Here is a 15,334-nt window from a genome sequence, read left to right as displayed (position 1 = left end):
TCAGCGCACCTTCAACGTGGCCAGGCCGATCAGCACGAGCACGACGGAGATGATCCAGAAGCGCACGATGACGCGCGGCTCCGGCCAGCCCTTAAGTTCGAAATGGTGGTGGATCGGCGCCATGCGGAACACGCGCTTGCCGGTCAGCTTGAACGAAGCCACCTGGATCATCACCGACAGCGTTTCGATGACGAACACGCCGCCCATGATCACCAGCACCAGCTCCTGGCGGGTGATCACCGCGATCGTGCCCAGCACCGCACCCAGCGCCAGCGCGCCGATGTCGCCCATGAAGACCATGGCCGGATAGGTGTTGAACCACAGGAAACCGAGGCCCGCACCGGCGATGGCCGCGCAGATGATGACCAGTTCGCCGGCGCCCGGAATCTGCGGAATCTGCAGGTAGTTGGCGAACACCACGTTGCCCGAGGCATAGGCGAACACGCCCAGCGCGCAGGCCACCAGCACGGTCGGCATGATCGCCAGGCCGTCCAGGCCGTCGGTCAGGTTCACCGCGTTGGAGAAACCGACGATCCAGAAGTAGGCGATGGCAACGAAGCCGATGCCGGCCAGCGGCAGCGCGATCGACTTGAACATCGGGATGTAGAAGGTCAGCGCTGCCGGCACGTCGGCCGTGTAGAACAGGAACAGGCCCGCGGCCAGGCCGAAGATCGACTGCAGCAGGTACTTCCAGCGCGACTTCAGGCCATTCGGGTCGCGGCGGACGATCTTGATCCAGTCGTCATACCAGCCGATGGCGCCGAAGCACAGCATCACCGCCAGCACCAGCCATACGTAGCGGTTGCGCAGGTCGGCCCACATCAGCACCGACAGGGTGATGGTGAGCAGGATCAGCGAACCGCCCATGGTCGGCGTGCCGGCCTTGGAGAAATGGGTCTGCGGACCGTCCTTGCGGATCGGCTGGCCGCCCTTGAACTGGGCAAGCTTGCGGATCATCGCCGGGCCGAGCCACAGCGACAGGAACAGGGCCGTCAGCGCGGCAAGGATGGCGCGGAACGTCTGGTAGTTGAACAGCCCGAACAGGCTCTCCAACTGCTGCAACCATCGAGCCAGTTCATACAACATGCGGGGATTCCTCTCCTTGCGCCAGCAGCGCTTTGACGATCAGGTCCATGGCACTGCCACGGGAACCCTTGACCAGGCAGCGCACACCAGCGTGCAACTCGTCCTGCAGCGCCTGTGACAGCGCACCATGGGTAGCGAAATGGCGACCACCGTCACCGAAGGCGGTTGCGGCCGCGGCGCTGAGCGGGCCCAGCGCATACAGGCGCTTGAGGCCAGCGGCGCGTGCGCGGAGACCGGCCTGCGCATGCAGCGCCTCGGCGTCCGGGCCCAGCTCACGCATGTCGCCCAGCACCAGCCAGCCCTCTTCCGGGGCGGCGGCCAGGGCATCGATGGCGGCCGCCAGCGAACCCGGGTTGGCGTTGTAGCTGTCGTCCACCAGCACCGCGCCGTTGCGCAGCTGATGGGCAATCTGGCGACCCGGCACCGGCTGCGCTTCGGCCAGGCCGGCCGCGATCAGCGCCAGGTCGATACCGGCGGCAAGCGCCAGGCTGGCAGCGGCCAGCGCATTGCTGACGTTGTGGCGCCCCGGCAGGCCCAGCACCACGCGGGCTTCGCCAGCAGGCGTGACCAGGGTGAACTGGCTGCCCTGCGCACCGGCGCGGATGTCGCGCGCGCTCACGTCCGCCGAGTGTTCCAGGCCATAACGCAGCACGCGGCAGCGCGCCGGGGTGCTGATGAAATGCTGTTCGAACCAGCGGCCATAGGCGTCGTCGGCGTTGATCACCGCCACGCCATCGGCCGGCAGCGCGGCATAGATCGCACCCTTGGTCACTGCCACGCCGAGCAGGCTGCCCATGCGTTCCAGGTGCGCCGGAGCGATATTGTTGACCAGTGCATAGCGCGGGCGGGCGATGTCGGTCAGGTAGGCGATGTCGCCCGGCTTGCCGGCGCCCATCTCGTAGACGGCGTAATCGGCATCTTCCGGGGCATCGATCACCGCCAGCGGCAGGCCGATCTCGTTGTTGCGGTTGCCTGGGTTGGCGTAGACCACCTTGTGCGCGTGCTGGGCCACCTGCTGCAGGATCGACAGCAGCAGGCTCTTCACGCTGGTCTTGCCATTGCTGCCGGTGATCGCGAACACCTCGGTATCGCGGTCGCGCTGCATGCCGGTGGCGATCTTCGCCAGCGCCAGTTCGCTGTCGGCCACCAGCACCTGCGGCAGTTCGATCGGCAGCAGGCGCTCGACCAGCAGCGCGCTGGCACCGCGCGCCTGCGCGTCGGCGGCGAAGTCATGGCCGTCGAAACGCTCGCCGCGCAGCGCCACATACAGGCTGCCCGGGCCCAGGTTACGGGTGTCATTGCTGACCGCATCGATGGCCAGATCATCGCCATGGATCTCGCCGCCGGCCCAGTGCGCGATCAGCGAAAGCAGGGTGCGCTTCATGCGATGCCCTCCCCGGCCTGCGCAGCCAGGACACCGGCCTTGGCAGCCAGTGCGGCAGCGGCCACTTCGGTGTCGTCGAAGTCATGGCGAACGCCATTCACTTCCTGGTACGGTTCGTGGCCCTTGCCGGCGATCAGGATGATGTCGCCGGCGCCGGCACGCTTCACCGCCAGGCCGATTGCACGCGCGCGGCTGCGCTGCACGGTCACGGCATCGGCGTTCTGGAAGCCGGCCAGGATGTCGGCCACGATCACGTCGCCATCCTCGCCACGCGGGTTGTCGTCGGTGACGATGACCTGGTTGGCAAGGCGCTCGGCGATCGCCGCCATCTGCGGGCGCTTGCCGGTATCGCGCTCGCCACCGCAGCCGAACACGCAGAACAGCGCGCCGTGCAGGTGGCCATGCAGGCTGTCCAGCGCCTGTTCCAGCGCGTCCGGGGTGTGCGCGTAGTCGACCACCACGGTCGGCAGGCCGTCTTCACCCCCCAGGCGGTTCATGCGGCCACGGATCGGCTGCAGTGCCGACAGCACTTCGGCGATGCGCGGCAGCGGCTGGCCCTGCGCGTGCAGGGTGCCGGCCACGGCCAGCAGGTTGTCCACGTTGAAGCGGCCCAGCAGCGGCGACTGCACCGCTGCGCGCTGGCCATCGATGACCAGTTCGAAGGCGATGCCACGGCCGTCCAGCTGCAGCGCCTCGGCGCGCACGCTGGCGTCGCTGGCATCGCGCGAGCTCAGGCCGATCGGCTGCACGCCGGCCGGCAAGCCAGCGAACAGCTGGCGACCGAACGCGTCGTCAAGATTGATCACCGCCGCCTTCAGGCCCGGGCGATGGAACAGCCGCGCCTTGGCCGCGCCATAGCTGGCCATGTCGCCGTGGTAATCCAGATGGTCGCGGGTGAGGTTGGTGAACACCGCCACGTCGTAGTGCACGGCATCCACGCGGCCCTGGTCCAGCGCGTGCGAGCTGACTTCCATCGCCACCGCGCGCGCACCGGCATCGCGCAGCTGCGCCAGCAGCGCATGCATCTGCAGCACCAGCGGCGTGGTGAAGCCGGTCGGCTCGACCGAACCATAAAGTCCGGCGCCCAAGGTGCCGATACTGCCACTGGGCGTTCCGAGCAGGTGCCAGGCCTGGGCCAGCAGCTGCACGGTGGAGGTCTTGCCGTTGGTGCCGGTGACGCCCACCATCGCCATCGCCCGCGACGGCGCGCCATGGAACTGGTCGGCCATCGCACCCATGCGTGCGCGCAGGCCCGGCACGGCGATCGCATCGCCCGGTGCCGGCAGGTCGGCCGGTGCCGGCGGCTCGAACAGGATGGCGCTGGCGCCGGCCGCACGGGCCTGCTCGACAAAGCCCAGGCCATGCGCGCCGAAACCGGCGATGGCGACGAAGGCATTGCCTGGGCGCACGGCGCGGCTGTCCAGCACCAGGCCGGTCAGAACGGGATCGTGGCCCGCCAGGGCCACATCCGGGAGCAACTGCGAAAGCAACATCGAAGGACTCATTGCGTGCCTCCCGTAGCGGGCGGCGTCTGGGCTTGCGCGCTCGGCAGCGCAGCATCGAATTCGGCAGCGGCATCGACCGGCAGCGCGGTTTCGGCCGGCGGCGCCGGCAGGATCGACGCCGAATGGCCGACCTTGCCCGACTGCTGTGCGGCCAGCCACGACTGCAGGTCGTCCAGCGGCACGTCCATCAGGCGCAGGGTGCCTTCCATCACGTTGTGGTAGACCGGCGCCGACACCAGGCCACCGTAGAACTTGCCGGCCTGCGGGTCGTTGATGACGATGACGGTGGCGAAACGCGGGTTGGTGGCCGGCACCACGCCAGCGAACAGCGCGTTGTAATGGCCGCGCTCATAGCCGCCCGGGCCGGCCTTGCGCGCGGTACCGGTCTTGCCGGCCACGCGGTAACCCAGCACCGCCGCCTGCTTGGCGCCGCCCTGGGTGACCACCGTTTCCATCATCGCCACCACCTGCCGGGCGACGTTCTCGTCGATGATCTGCTGGCCTTCATTGCGCTGGCCCTTGACGAAGGTCGGCGCGATCAACTTGCCGCCGTTGGCCAGCGCCGAGTACGCCGTGGCGATCTGCAGCGGCGTGACCGACAGGCCGTAGCCATAGGACATCGTGGTCTTGGTGGTGCCCGACCAGCGTGCCGGGCGCATCACCACACCCGCCGATTCACCCGGGAAACCGCTGTGCGGCGCCGAGCCATAGCCGAAGCGGCGCACGCCGTCATAGAAGGTCTGGTCCGGCATCTTGGCCGCGACCTTGGCTGCACCCACGTTCGAGCTGCGGGTGATCACGCCGGTCACGTTCAGCACGCCGTTGTTGCGTGGCACGTCGCGGATGGTGAAGCGGCCCAGGGTCATGTAGCCCGGGTTGGTGTCGATGATGGTGTCCTTGGTCACCGCACCGGCCTGCAGCGCGGTGGCGATGGTCAGCGGCTTCATCGTCGAACCCGGCTCGACCAGGTCGGTCACCGCGCGGTTGCGGCGCGTATCGGGGAGCGCGCCGGTCAGCGAATTCGGGTTGTAGGTCGGCAGGTTGACCATGGCCAGGATCTCGCCGGTGGTCACGTCCATGATCACCATCGAACCGCCGGCTGCCTTGTTGGCCACCAGCGCGTTGCGCAGTTCCTTGAACGCCAGGTACTGGATGCGGCGGTCGATGCTGAGGGTCAGGTCCTTGCCCGGCTCGGCGGCGCGCAGCAGATCGCTCTCGACCGTCTCGCCCTTGCGGTTGCGGATCACCCGCTTGGCACCGGCCTTGCCGCGCAGCCACTCGTCGAACGCCAGCTCCAGGCCTTCCTGTCCGCGGTCGTCGATGTTGGTGAAGCCCAGCACGTGCGCCATCGCCTCACCCTGCGGGTAGAAGCGGCGGAACTCGCGCTGCGCGGCCACGCCCGGGATCTTCAGCGCGACCACCTTCTCTGCCTCGTCCGGATTGATCCGGCGGCGCAGGTACATGAATTCCTTGTCCGACTTCTGCGACAGGCGGCTGCTCAGCTCATCCACCGACATGCCGACCGCCTGGGCCAGCTCCGGGATGCGCTCGGGCGAACGCAGCAGGTCCTGCGGGTTGACCCAGATCGAGGCGACCGGCGTGGACACCGCCAGCGGCTCGCCGTTGCGGTCGGTGATCATGCCGCGCGAGGTCTTGATCGGCAGCTCGCGCAGGTAGCGGGCCTCGCCCTGGCGCTGGTAGAAATCGCTGTTGATGATCTGCACGTATGCCGCACGCCCCACCAGCGACACCGAGCACAGGCCGAGCGCCAACGCCACCCAGCGCAGGCGCTGGCGCAGGTTGAAGGCGTTGCGCGGGCGGTTGCGACCGGCCTTGCTCATGGGCGCACCACGACGATGTCGGCGGCCTCGGGGAACTTCATGCCCAGCTTCTCGCGGGCGATGCGGTCCACGCGGTTGGCTTCGGCCAGGGTCGCCTGCTCCAGCTGCAGGCGGCCGAATTCCAGATTGATGTCATCGCGCGTGCGCTCAGCGCGCGACAGCTCGATGAACGTCTGCCGATGACGGTGACGCACGAACACGACGCCGATCGCCGAGGCCACGGTCGAGGCCAACAGGATGATCAGCAGCAGCCGGCTCATGCATCGGCCTCCCGCTTCTGGGCCACGCGCAGCACGGCGCTGCGGGCACGCGGGTTGGCCGCCAGCTCCTCGTCGGTGGCCTTGATGGCGCCCCCGATCAGGTCCAAGGTCGGCACGAACGCAACGGCTTCGGGCAGGCGGCGGTTGGCCGGCGGCGCCTTGGCCAGGCGGTTCATGTACTGCTTGACGATGCGGTCTTCCAGCGAATGGAAGCTGATCACCGCCAGGCGGCCACCGGGCTTGAGCCGTTCCACCGCCGCATCAAGACCGGCTTCCAGATCGGCCAGCTCGCGGTTGATGTGGATGCGGATGGCCTGGAAGCTGCGCGTGGCCGGGTGGATCTTGTCCTTGCCGCGCGGCATCACCGAGGCGATCAGCTCGGCCAGCTCGGCGGTACGCGAGAACGGCTGCTTCTCGCGGCGGGCCACGATGGCGCGGGCGATGCGCCGGCTCTGCCGCTCTTCGCCGTAGGTCCACAGCACATCGGCGATCTCGCGCTCTTCAACGCGGTTGATCCACTGCGCGGCACTTTCACCACTGTCCGGATCCATGCGCATGTCCAGCGGGCCGTCCTTGCCGAAGCTGAAGCCACGTTCGGCCACATCCAGCTGCGGCGAGGACACGCCGAGGTCGAACAGCACGCCGTCCAGGCCTTCAGCCGTCGCATCCCACTGCAGCAGCTGGGCGAAGCTGCCACGGAAGATGGACACGCGCGGGTCCGGCGCGAAATCGCGCTCGGCAACGGCGATGGCTTCCGGATCCTTGTCCATGACCAGCAGGCGCCCCTCGGGACCGAGCTGGGTAAGCACGCCACGTGCATGACCGCCACGACCGAACGTGCCATCCAGATAACGTCCGTTTTCGATCACCCTCAGGCCTTCAAGGACCTGGGTGTACAGGACCGGCAGATGCACCGCCGGCGACTGCGACACCGGAAGGTGACCGGCCTGCGCTTCTGGGCGCATCCGGGCACCCCGGCTCACAACTTCAGGTCGAGCAACCCATCACCCAGATCCTCGTCAGACAACGTCTGCTGGATCAGGGCCCGATGCGCCTGCTCGCTCCACAATTCGAACTTGTCGCCCATACCGAGCAATACCGCCTTCTTCTCAATGCCCACCGCACCGCGGTGGCTGGCGGGGATGCTGATGCGACCGTTGCCGTCCAGCTCCAGATGGGCGGCCGAGCCGACCAGCTTCTGCTGCAACAGGCGCACGACGCGCTGGGTGTTGGGCTTGGACATCACATCGTCGCGGACCCGCTCCCATTCCGACTCTGCGTACAGCCACAGGCAGCCAGCTTCGAACGGGTTGTAGGTCAGCACGAGACGGTTGTTGCTGGCGCGCGCGACGAGGTCGCGGTAAGCGGTGGGAACCGCCATGCGCCCTTTGTCGTCAACTGTGATGGCCGTCTCGCCCTGGAACACGACGCCTGCACCTTGTCCTTCGCCCGGTGAAACATTGAACCACGAAAACCCACAAAACACCCGGATTTCCCTCTGATGCCCACCTTAGCAGCGGGCCGAGGGTTGTCAACAACTTTTCAGCAGGGAAATCGCCAGCCGCATCAATGGCTTGCAACAACCTTTAGAGAATTGTTCAAGGCTTATCCACAAGTTGCTGATCCGTCTCAATTTTTGAGATTGAACGGAAGTTCAGGGGCGTGGACGGGGCGTGAAACATCGACCGCGCATTCATCCGGAACGAGCCGGAAGCGGCGCCAGACTGCGCAAACCGTGCACAATGAGCCCATGTGCCTGCTCGCTCTTGGCTGGATGCACCATCCGCGCTGGCGGCTGGTGATGACCGGCAACCGTGATGAGTTCCACGCCCGCCCAACGGCCGCGCTGGCCCGCTGGCAGGATGAGACGTCCGTCATCGGTGGGCGCGACCTGCGCTCCGGCGGTGGCTGGGCCGGGGTCGGCGCCTCGGGCCGGATGGCGGTGGTCACCAATGTCCGCGACCCGCTGGCTGCCCAGACCGGCCCGTCGCGGGGCGCGCTGGTGGCCGACTTCCTGCGCGGCCGCGACCCGGCCGCCGTGCATATCGACCGATTGGCGACCGTGGCTGGCGCCTACGCCCCGTTCAATCTGTTGCTGGCCGATGGCGACAGCCTGGAGTACCTGGGCAATCACCCCGCCGAACGGCAGACCCTCGGCCCGGGCGTGCACGGCATGTCCAACGGCGCACTGGACGCGCCCTGGCCGAAGACCCGGCGGTTGATGGCCGCGCTGTCGGCGTGGCTGCAGTCCGGCGACGACGGGCTGGCCCCGCTCTGGGCCGCCCTGGCCAACGAACACCGCCCTGCCGACAGCGACCTGCCCGACACCGGCATTGGCCTGGAACGCGAGCGCTGGCTGAGCCCGGCCTTCATCCGCGGCGACGACTACGGCACCCGCGCCAGCACCGTGCTGCTGATCGACACCGACGGCCACGGCCAGATCCACGAACGCCGCTTCGGCCCGCAGGGTGCACCCGGCGGGCAGAGCCACGTCATTTTCTGACCGGGTCGTGCCTGCCGCTGGCCGGATTCTCTTGTCAGCGGGGTAGTGCCGGCCGCTGGCCGGCAGCCTCTGGATCTTCGGATGCGCCATGAAGCTGCCGGCCATTAACCGCCCCCCCCCGGGCATCGCGTTGTCGCGATCCACACGACGGCAGTCGTCATCGCAACGGGCGCGAAACGTCATTCAGCTTCCAACCACCACCGCGATCCGCCCGCGCCACAGGGGCTCCGGCCCTCCAGCCAGCCGACTGTGCCCTTTTCGCAATCGGCACTGTGTCTATAACTGTCGCCCCTGACCTCCCAGGGTGGTCGCGCCCGGCACCGCGCCGCGCAATCGACCGCAACCCCCAAGGAGGCCCCATGCGTCGCATCCTCATCCTGCTCGCCACCCACCTGCTCACTCTCGGCCTGGGCTTCGGCCTGGGCGTCTATCTGCTGCCGATCCTGATCGCCCCCGATGACCCGCCGGTCGCGCAGGTGCAGGCCGCCATGAAAGACGCCACCTACCGCACCACCTTCCGCCGCGACCTCAAAGGCAGCGACGCGGTGCACTGGGCCGAAGGCAAGGTCAGCGTCAGCGCCACCCAGGTCGCCTTCGACGGAAAGATGGGACCGGGCCCGGATTACAAGGTCTATCTGGTCCGCGATTTCGTCGACAACAAGGCCGACTTCCTGAAGATCAAGGCGCAGGCCCAGCGCATCGGCGAGGTGAAGACCTTCAACCGCTTCCTGGTCGAGGTCCCCGCGAACGTGGACGTGGACGACTACACCACCGTGGTGGTGTGGTGCGAGCGCTTCTCGCAGTTCATCTCCGCCGGGCAGTACCGCACGCCGGGCTGATCAGGACATGGGGTCGGATCCGTTTCCGGAGGAAAGGGATCCGACCCCGCAATCACGAAGCTGCCGGCCAGCGGCCGGCGCCACCGATGCGCGGACCACGCATATACATATAGAAGAAAGAGGCGGAGCCGGCCGATAAGCCGGGTTCTGTCGTGGACAGTCATTCCTCTAGGCGTTACGTCACCGCAACGCTCAAGCAACCTACCCGGATCCAACGCGGGCCGCGCCAAAGGATCCCTATTTGGTCTTGCTCCAGGTGGGGTTTGCCGTGCCGGTCTGTTGCCAGACTCGCGGTGCGCTCTTACCGCACCATTTCACCCTTACCGGCCTTCCGAAGAAGACGTAGGCGGTATCTTTCTGTTGCACTTTCCGTCGGCTTGCGCCGCCCAGGCGTTACCTGGCACCTTGCCCTATGGAGCCCGGACTTTCCTCGGCACCCCCGAAGGGATGACGCGACTGTCTGGCCGGCTCCGCCAGCGCGTATTCTAGCGTACGCACGCCTTTCCTGCCGTGCTGATCGCGGCATCCGGTCCATCCATCCACGCATGGCGTGGATCTACCGGTTCCACTGCTCTGGTGGGTGCGGATTCCGCTCTGGTGGGTGCGGACCTTGGTCCGCACGATCCATCAACTGCCGTACAACGCCTTGCGCGGCGCGCCGGTCAACTCGGCGGCCAGCTTGGCGGCGGTCGACGGCGGGAGGTGCTCGCTCAGTTTGGCGTACACACGCCGGCCATGCGCCAGCTGCGCTTCTTCGTCATCACCCGCGCCCTGCACCATCACCACGAACTCGCCCTTGCGCTGGTTGTCATCGGCCTCGACCCTGGTCAGCAAGCCGGCCAGGTCGCCATCGAGCACGGTCTCGAACAGCTTGGTCAGCTCGCGGGCGAGCACCGCCGGGCGTTCGCCACCGAAGATCGCCGCCATGTCGGCCAGCGATTCGGCAATGCGATGCGAGGATTCGTAGAACACCATCGTGCGCACTTCGCCAGCCAGCGCCTGCAGCCGGTCGCGGCGGCCGCTGGCCTTGGCCGGCAGGAAACCCTCGAAACTGAAACGGTCGCTGGGCAGGCCGGCGACGCTCAGCGCGGCGATGGCGGCGCAGGCACCGGGAACCGGGCTGACCTTGATGCCCGCCGCACGCGCGGCGCGCACCAGGCGGAAACCGGGATCGCTGACCAGCGGGGTGCCCGCATCGCTGACCAGTGCCAGCGACTCGCCGGCCTGCAGGCGCGCAACCAGGCGCTGCGCCAGGGCCTCTTCATTGTGTTCGTGCAGGGCCACCAGCGGCTGCTGGATACCGAAATGGGACAGCAGCTGGCCGCTGCGACGGGTGTCCTCGGCACAGATGGCCGCCACCGAACGCAGCACCTCCTGCGCGCGCGGGCTCAGATCGGCCAGGTTGCCGATCGGGGTGGCGACGACGTACAGGGTTGGGACACTCATTTCAGCGGTACTCACGGGGCAAGGGTAGAATCGTAGCGTGTACCCGGCCAAGGCCGCTGCCCTCATCGCATGGACCCGATCATGAACAAGCCCGCCGCACGGATCTCCGCCCTGTCGTTGTCGCTGATGTTGCTGGCCGGTTGTGCCACCACCAGCCTGACCAGTACGCCCGATTCGCCGGCCCAGAGCCAGGCGCTGGCGCTGATCGAACAGGGCAAGCCGCGCGACGCCGCCCTGCAGCTGGAAGGCCTGGCCGCCACCCTGCGCGGCGGCGCGCGCAGCAACGCACTGGCCGACGCGGCCTGGGCCTGGCACCTGGCCGGCGACAGTGCCCGCGCGCGCAGCCTGCTGGGCCAGCTCACCGCACGCCAGCTGTCCGGCGCCAGCCTGCAGCGCTACCAGCTGACCGGTGCCGAGCTGGCCCTGGCCGACAAGCAGCCGGCGCAGGCGCTGGCCCTGCTGAAGGATCACGCCGATAGCGTTGCGGTCGGCCTGCGCACCCGCTGGCTGCTGGCCCGCGCCCAGGCCCTGCAGGGCACCGGCGATGCCTTCGGCGCCGCCACCGAGCGCGCCCGTGCCCATGCCAGCCTGACCGGCAGCGCACGCAGCGAGAACCAGGCCGCCATTGCCGGCCTGCTCGGCACCCTCGACGACGCCACCCTGCGCAGCCGTGCCGCCGCGCTGCCGGCCAACGACCCGCTGTACAACTTCGCCGGTCGTGCGCTGATCGCGCGCGGCCTGCCGCTGCCGCGCCCGTTCGACCGCGATGGCGCGGCCCAGTTCGACACCAGCAAGCGCCCGCCGGCGATGAGCGACGGCTACCGGCCGCCGGCCAAGCTGGCCGTGCTGCTGCCGCTCAGCGGCCGCCTGGCCACCGCCGCACAGCCGGTGCGCGATGGACTGTTGAGCGCCTACTACGGTGAAAGCCGTCGCCGCCCGGACATCAATTTCTTCGACACCGCCGGCACCGCGGCCGGTGCCCTCGCCGCCTACGACAAGGCCGTCGCCTCCGGCGCCGACTTCGTGGTGGGGCCGCTGGGCCGCGACGAAGTGGACGCCGTTTACGGCCGCCAGCAGCTGCAGGTGCCGGTGCTGGCCCTGAACCGCGGCAAGGACGCACCGCCGGCCGGCAGCGCCGGTTTCTCGCTGGCGCCGGAAGACGACGGCATCGTCGCCGCCGAGTACCTGCGTGGACGCGAGCGCAACCGCGCACTGGTGATCAGCAGCAACGACGACACCGGCCGCCGTTCCGCCGCTGCCTTCGCACAGCGTTTTGCCCAGCGTGGCGGCCAGGTCGTGGCTACCTTCAACGTCAGCGATGCCGTGGGCGATGTCGGCGCGCAGGTGCGCAATGCCGGCCAGGTCGATGCGGTGTTCCTTGCCGTGCGTGCGCCGCAGGCCCGCCTGCTGGCGCCGCAGCTGGCGCTGGCCGGTGCCGGCGGCGCCACCCGCGTCGGCACCTCGCAGCTGACCGTCGGCAGCGGCAAGGTGGAAGAAGACGTGGCCCTGGACGGCATCGTTTACCCGAACGAAGCCTGGAACGTGCGCAGCGTGTCCGGCCTGCCCTCGGCCAGCCAGGTGGCCAGCACCCTGCCGAGCGCACGCGGTGCGGCCGGCCGCCTGTTCGCCTTCGGTGCCGACGCCTGGAAGATCACCGCCTATCTGGACAAGCTGTCCAACGAAGGCGGCCTGGACGGTGCCACCGGCACCCTGTTCCTGGACAGCAACGGCAACATCCTGCGCCAGCCGGCATGGTCGACCTTCAATGGCGGCCGGCCGATGCCGATCGTCGGTGGTCGCTGAGCGCAGCCAACGCGGCTCGGCGGTGGAAGCCGCCGCCGAGCAGCATCTGCAACAGGCCGGACTGCAACCGCGCGCGCGCAACGTGCGTTATCGCGGCGGTGAACTGGACCTGGTGATGGACGATGCCGGCACCGTGGTGTTCGTGGAAGTGCGCTATCGCGCACGCTCCGATTTCGGTGGCGGCGCCGCATCGGTGGATGCGCGCAAATGCCGGCGCCTGGCGTATGCCGCGTTGTTATACCTGCAGGACAATCCTGCGCTGGCAGACGCGCCTTGTCGCTTTGATGTGGTGGAAGCCACGGGTGAACCGCCGAAGTTGAACTGGCTGCGCGATGCATTCCGGCTGGATGATTGCTGATGGTTTCCGTCCGCTCTGGTAGAGGCCGACCTTGGTCGGCGCTTCTGTGCCAACCAAGGTTGGCACCTACCAGAGCGCAGCCTGGCCGGCACTACCATGGTCCATGACTGATGCCTTCGATCATCACCCATGCCGCCGTGCCGCTGGCGCTGTGGTGCGCCGCAGATCGTGGCCGCATCCCGCCGCGCCTGCTGGCGGCCGGCGTGATCGCGGCGATGCTGCCCGATGCCGATGTGCTGGCCTTTGCCCTGCACATTCCCTATGCCGATGCGTTCGGCCACCGCGGTGCCAGCCATTCGTTGCTGTTTGCCTGCGTGCTGGCGGCGGTGGCCGCGGTGTTGGCGTTCCTTGGTAGTGGCCGACCTTGGTCGGCGGTTCTGCGCCAACCAAGGTTGGCGCCTACCAAGGCAGGGCCAACGGTGGCATCGACCGTACAAGCGGCGGTATTCGTCTTCGTCTGTGCCGCCAGCCACCCGCTGCTCGATGCGATGACCTCCGGCGGCCTCGGCGTCGCGCTGGCCTGGCCGTGGAGCGAACAGCGCTTCTTCGCACCGTGGCGACCCATCCGCGTTTCTCCGTTCGCGCCGCAGTTCTTCAGCGCACGCGGCGTGGCGACCCTGCTCTCTGAACTGCGCTGGGTGTGGCTGCCGCTGGCTACCGCCGTCGTCGCCTGGAAACTGATCCAACCCGCTCCTGTTACCCCACGAGATCCGTCATGAGTCCTGCCCTGCCTGCTGCACTGGTTGCCGAACTGTCCGCCCTGCTGGGCGCGGAGGGCTGGCTCATGGATGACAGCGCGCTGGAGGCCAACGCGCAGGACAATTCATGGCGCCGCCAGCGTCCGGCGGCGGTGGCGCTGCCGGCCGACATCGAACAGGTGCAGGCATTGGTGCGCGCCTGCCGCGCGCATGGCGTGGCGTTGGTCGCGCGTGGTGCCGGCACAGGCACCACCGGCGCGGCGGTGCCGCTGCCCGGCAGTATCGTGCTGTCGTTCACCCGCATGGACCGCATCGTCGAAATCCGAGCTGGCGACCGCTGCGCGGTGGTGCAGCCGGGCGTGCTCAACGGCACCCTGCAGCAGGCACTGGCCCCGCATGGCCTGTTCTGGGCACCGGACCCTTCCAGCGCCGAGATCTGCAGCATCGGTGGCAACCTCGCCTGCAATGCGGGCGGTCCGCGCGCGGTGAAGTACGGCACCAGCCGCGACAACGTACTGGGCCTGGTGGCGGTGACCGGCACCGGCGACGTGATCCGCTGCGGTGGCGCCTACACCAAGGACGCGACCGGCTACGATCTCACGCATCTGCTGGTGGGCAGCGAAGGCACGCTGGCACTGATCGTGGAAGCTACCTTGAAGCTGACGCCGTTGCCGGTCAGCCAGGCCGGCCTGCGCGTGCTGTACCTCGATGCCGATGCCGCCGCCGCGGCGGTATCGCGATTGATGTCGCAGCCGGTAGTGCCGACCCGCCTGGAGTTCATGGACGCACGCAGCCTGGAGCTGCTGCGCCTCAACGGTGCCGACGTACCCGAGGCCGGTGCGATGCTGCTGGTCGAGGCCGATGGTGACCACGACACCCTGCCGTACCTGCTGCAGGCACTGGCCAGCGCCGCCGAGGGTGACGGCATGATCGAACTGGACGTCGCGATGGAAGGGCGCGCGCGTGACCAGCTGTGGGCGGCGCGCAAGGCGCTTTCGCCCGCGCTGCGCAGCGTTGCGCCGGGCAAGATCAACGAAGACGTGGTGGTGCCGGTGTCGCGCATTCCGGAACTGGTAGCCGGCGTACAGGCGCTGGCACGCGACTACACGCTGACCATCGTCACCTTCGGCCATGCCGGTAACGGCAACCTGCACGTCAACATCCTCTACCACCCCGACGATGCCGACGAGAACGCACGCGCGCATGCCGCGCTGCCGAAGATCTTCGAACTGACGCTGGCGTTGGGTGGCACGCTGTCCGGCGAACACGGCATTGGCCTGGCCAAGCGCGATTTCATGGCGCAGGCGTTCACTGCGGAAACGCTGGCGACGATGCGCGCGATCAAGGCCGCACTGGACCCGGACGGCATCCTCAACCCGGGCAAGGTGCTGCCACCAGCATAGGCGCGCGACTACCTGTAGAGCCGAGCCATGCTCGGCTGCGCTTCGAGCCGATCGCAATGAAGCCTGCGCTGCGCGCGCCAAGCCGAGCATGGGCTCGGCTCTACAACAACATTTCGTTCACCTTCGCGCTCCTGTAGAGCCGAGCCATGCTCGGCTGCGCTTCGAGCCGATCGCGATGAAGCCTGCGCTGCACGCGCCAAGCCGAGCG

14 protein-coding genes and 1 other RNA gene are annotated in these 15,334 nt (G+C 68.2%); 6 read left to right on the top strand and 9 right to left on the bottom strand.

What is annotated here, in order from left to right; translation table 11 throughout:
• Genes mraY through mraZ form a run of 7 tightly spaced genes read right to left on the bottom strand, consistent with a single transcriptional unit; the run spans position 1 to position 7,502 of the window.
• Positions 1–1,086: a phospho-N-acetylmuramoyl-pentapeptide-transferase gene (gene mraY, locus CCR98_RS03345; RefSeq protein ID WP_010481929.1), complete on the bottom strand. Its 1,086-nt coding sequence runs from the start codon at positions 1,084–1,086 to the stop codon at positions 1–3.
• Positions 1,076–2,470, bottom strand: coding sequence for a UDP-N-acetylmuramoyl-tripeptide--D-alanyl-D-alanine ligase (gene murF / locus CCR98_RS03340; protein ID WP_087921531.1), 1,395 nt, complete (start codon positions 2,468–2,470; stop codon positions 1,076–1,078). Before murF ends, mraY begins: the two co-directional genes overlap by 11 nt.
• Positions 2,467–3,975, bottom strand: a complete 1,509-nt coding sequence (locus CCR98_RS03335) for a UDP-N-acetylmuramoyl-L-alanyl-D-glutamate--2,6-diaminopimelate ligase (protein ID WP_087921530.1) — start codon at positions 3,973–3,975, stop codon at positions 2,467–2,469. Before CCR98_RS03335 ends, murF begins: the two co-directional genes overlap by 4 nt.
• Positions 3,972–5,816 carry a penicillin-binding protein 2 gene (locus CCR98_RS03330; RefSeq protein WP_087921529.1) on the bottom strand — a complete coding sequence of 615 codons (1,845 nt, stop codon included), beginning with the start codon at positions 5,814–5,816 and terminating at the stop codon, positions 3,972–3,974. Before CCR98_RS03330 ends, CCR98_RS03335 begins: the two co-directional genes overlap by 4 nt.
• Positions 5,813–6,076, bottom strand: a complete 264-nt coding sequence (gene ftsL / locus CCR98_RS03325) for a cell division protein FtsL (RefSeq protein ID WP_087921528.1) — start codon at positions 6,074–6,076, stop codon at positions 5,813–5,815. The genes CCR98_RS03330 and ftsL overlap by 4 nt, the downstream gene beginning before the upstream one ends.
• Complete coding sequence (rsmH, locus tag CCR98_RS03320) at positions 6,073–7,041, bottom strand: 16S rRNA (cytosine(1402)-N(4))-methyltransferase RsmH (protein ID WP_049468237.1); 969 nt, start codon at positions 7,039–7,041, stop codon at positions 6,073–6,075. The genes ftsL and rsmH overlap by 4 nt, the downstream gene beginning before the upstream one ends.
• A gap of 14 nt (positions 7,042–7,055) precedes the next feature.
• The gene (mraZ, locus tag CCR98_RS03315) at positions 7,056–7,502 is read right to left on the bottom strand and encodes a division/cell wall cluster transcriptional repressor MraZ (RefSeq protein ID WP_004143635.1); all 447 of its coding nucleotides are present in this window, start codon (positions 7,500–7,502) and stop codon (positions 7,056–7,058) included.
• A 324-nt stretch (positions 7,503–7,826) separates the two neighbouring features.
• On the opposite strand from mraZ, the gene CCR98_RS03310 reads away from it, so the two are divergent.
• Together CCR98_RS03310 and CCR98_RS03305 are read left to right on the top strand one after the other, a co-directional pair.
• A complete protein-coding gene (locus tag CCR98_RS03310; protein WP_087921527.1) occupies positions 7,827–8,579 on the top strand; it encodes an NRDE family protein in 753 nt (250 codons plus the stop codon).
• Positions 8,580–8,938: 359 nt separating this feature from the next.
• Positions 8,939–9,418, top strand: coding sequence for a DM13 domain-containing protein (locus tag CCR98_RS03305; RefSeq protein WP_005415283.1), 480 nt, complete (start codon positions 8,939–8,941; stop codon positions 9,416–9,418).
• Positions 9,419–9,538: 120 nt separating this feature from the next.
• Here CCR98_RS03305 and rnpB read toward each other — a convergent pair.
• An RNA gene (rnpB, locus tag CCR98_RS03300) (RNase P RNA component class A) lies at positions 9,539–9,890 on the bottom strand.
• Between the two features lie 155 nt (positions 9,891–10,045).
• Positions 10,046–10,864 (bottom strand): 16S rRNA (cytidine(1402)-2'-O)-methyltransferase, encoded by an 819-nt coding sequence (rsmI, locus tag CCR98_RS03295; protein ID WP_087921526.1) that lies wholly within the window; start codon positions 10,862–10,864, stop codon positions 10,046–10,048.
• A gap of 81 nt (positions 10,865–10,945) precedes the next feature.
• Here rsmI and CCR98_RS03290 point away from each other — a divergent pair, with 81 nt between their 5' ends.
• The 4 genes from CCR98_RS03290 to CCR98_RS03275 all read left to right on the top strand — a co-directional run bounded on the left by CCR98_RS03290 (position 10,946) and on the right by CCR98_RS03275 (position 15,126).
• On the top strand, positions 10,946–12,667 hold the full coding sequence (locus tag CCR98_RS03290) for a penicillin-binding protein activator (RefSeq protein WP_087921525.1): 1,722 nt from the start codon (positions 10,946–10,948) through the stop codon (positions 12,665–12,667).
• On the top strand, positions 12,630–13,025 hold the full coding sequence (locus CCR98_RS03285) for a YraN family protein (protein WP_087921524.1): 396 nt from the start codon (positions 12,630–12,632) through the stop codon (positions 13,023–13,025). Before CCR98_RS03290 ends, CCR98_RS03285 begins: the two co-directional genes overlap by 38 nt.
• A gap of 110 nt (positions 13,026–13,135) precedes the next feature.
• The gene (locus CCR98_RS03280; protein WP_087921523.1) at positions 13,136–13,744 is read left to right on the top strand and encodes a metal-dependent hydrolase; all 609 of its coding nucleotides are present in this window, start codon (positions 13,136–13,138) and stop codon (positions 13,742–13,744) included.
• Entirely contained in the window at positions 13,741–15,126 is a 1,386-nt protein-coding gene (locus CCR98_RS03275) for an FAD-linked oxidase C-terminal domain-containing protein (protein WP_087921522.1), read from the top strand. The genes CCR98_RS03280 and CCR98_RS03275 overlap by 4 nt, the downstream gene beginning before the upstream one ends.
• The last annotated feature ends 208 nt before the right edge of the window (positions 15,127–15,334 follow it).

Source organism: Stenotrophomonas sp. WZN-1, from assembly GCF_002192255.1.
Classification (GTDB): Bacteria; Pseudomonadota; Gammaproteobacteria; order Xanthomonadales; family Xanthomonadaceae; genus Stenotrophomonas.
Note: the sequence above shows the minus strand (reverse complement) of the source record. Positions and strands in the feature narration are given on the sequence as shown.

Excerpts from the sequence above, each read along its gene's own strand:
- mraY (WP_010481929.1), bottom strand. The coding sequence starts at position 1,086 with ATGTTGTATGAACTGGCTCGATGGTTGCAGCAGTTGGAGAGCCTGTTC.
- murF (WP_087921531.1), bottom strand. The coding sequence starts at position 2,470 with ATGAAGCGCACCCTGCTTTCGCTGATCGCGCACTGGGCCGGCGGCGAG.
- CCR98_RS03335 (WP_087921530.1), bottom strand. The coding sequence starts at position 3,975 with ATGAGTCCTTCGATGTTGCTTTCGCAGTTGCTCCCGGATGTGGCCCTG.
- CCR98_RS03330 (WP_087921529.1), bottom strand. The coding sequence starts at position 5,816 with ATGAGCAAGGCCGGTCGCAACCGCCCGCGCAACGCCTTCAACCTGCGC.
- ftsL (WP_087921528.1), bottom strand. The coding sequence starts at position 6,076 with ATGAGCCGGCTGCTGCTGATCATCCTGTTGGCCTCGACCGTGGCCTCG.
- rsmH (WP_049468237.1), bottom strand. The coding sequence starts at position 7,041 with ATGCGCCCAGAAGCGCAGGCCGGTCACCTTCCGGTGTCGCAGTCGCCG.
- CCR98_RS03310 (WP_087921527.1), top strand. The coding sequence starts at position 7,827 with ATGTGCCTGCTCGCTCTTGGCTGGATGCACCATCCGCGCTGGCGGCTG.
- CCR98_RS03305 (WP_005415283.1), top strand. The coding sequence starts at position 8,939 with ATGCGTCGCATCCTCATCCTGCTCGCCACCCACCTGCTCACTCTCGGC.
- rsmI (WP_087921526.1), bottom strand. The coding sequence starts at position 10,864 with ATGAGTGTCCCAACCCTGTACGTCGTCGCCACCCCGATCGGCAACCTG.
- CCR98_RS03290 (WP_087921525.1), top strand. The coding sequence starts at position 10,946 with ATGAACAAGCCCGCCGCACGGATCTCCGCCCTGTCGTTGTCGCTGATG.
- CCR98_RS03285 (WP_087921524.1), top strand. The coding sequence starts at position 12,630 with ATGGCGGCCGGCCGATGCCGATCGTCGGTGGTCGCTGAGCGCAGCCAA.
- CCR98_RS03280 (WP_087921523.1), top strand. The coding sequence starts at position 13,136 with ATGCCTTCGATCATCACCCATGCCGCCGTGCCGCTGGCGCTGTGGTGC.
- CCR98_RS03275 (WP_087921522.1), top strand. The coding sequence starts at position 13,741 with ATGAGTCCTGCCCTGCCTGCTGCACTGGTTGCCGAACTGTCCGCCCTG.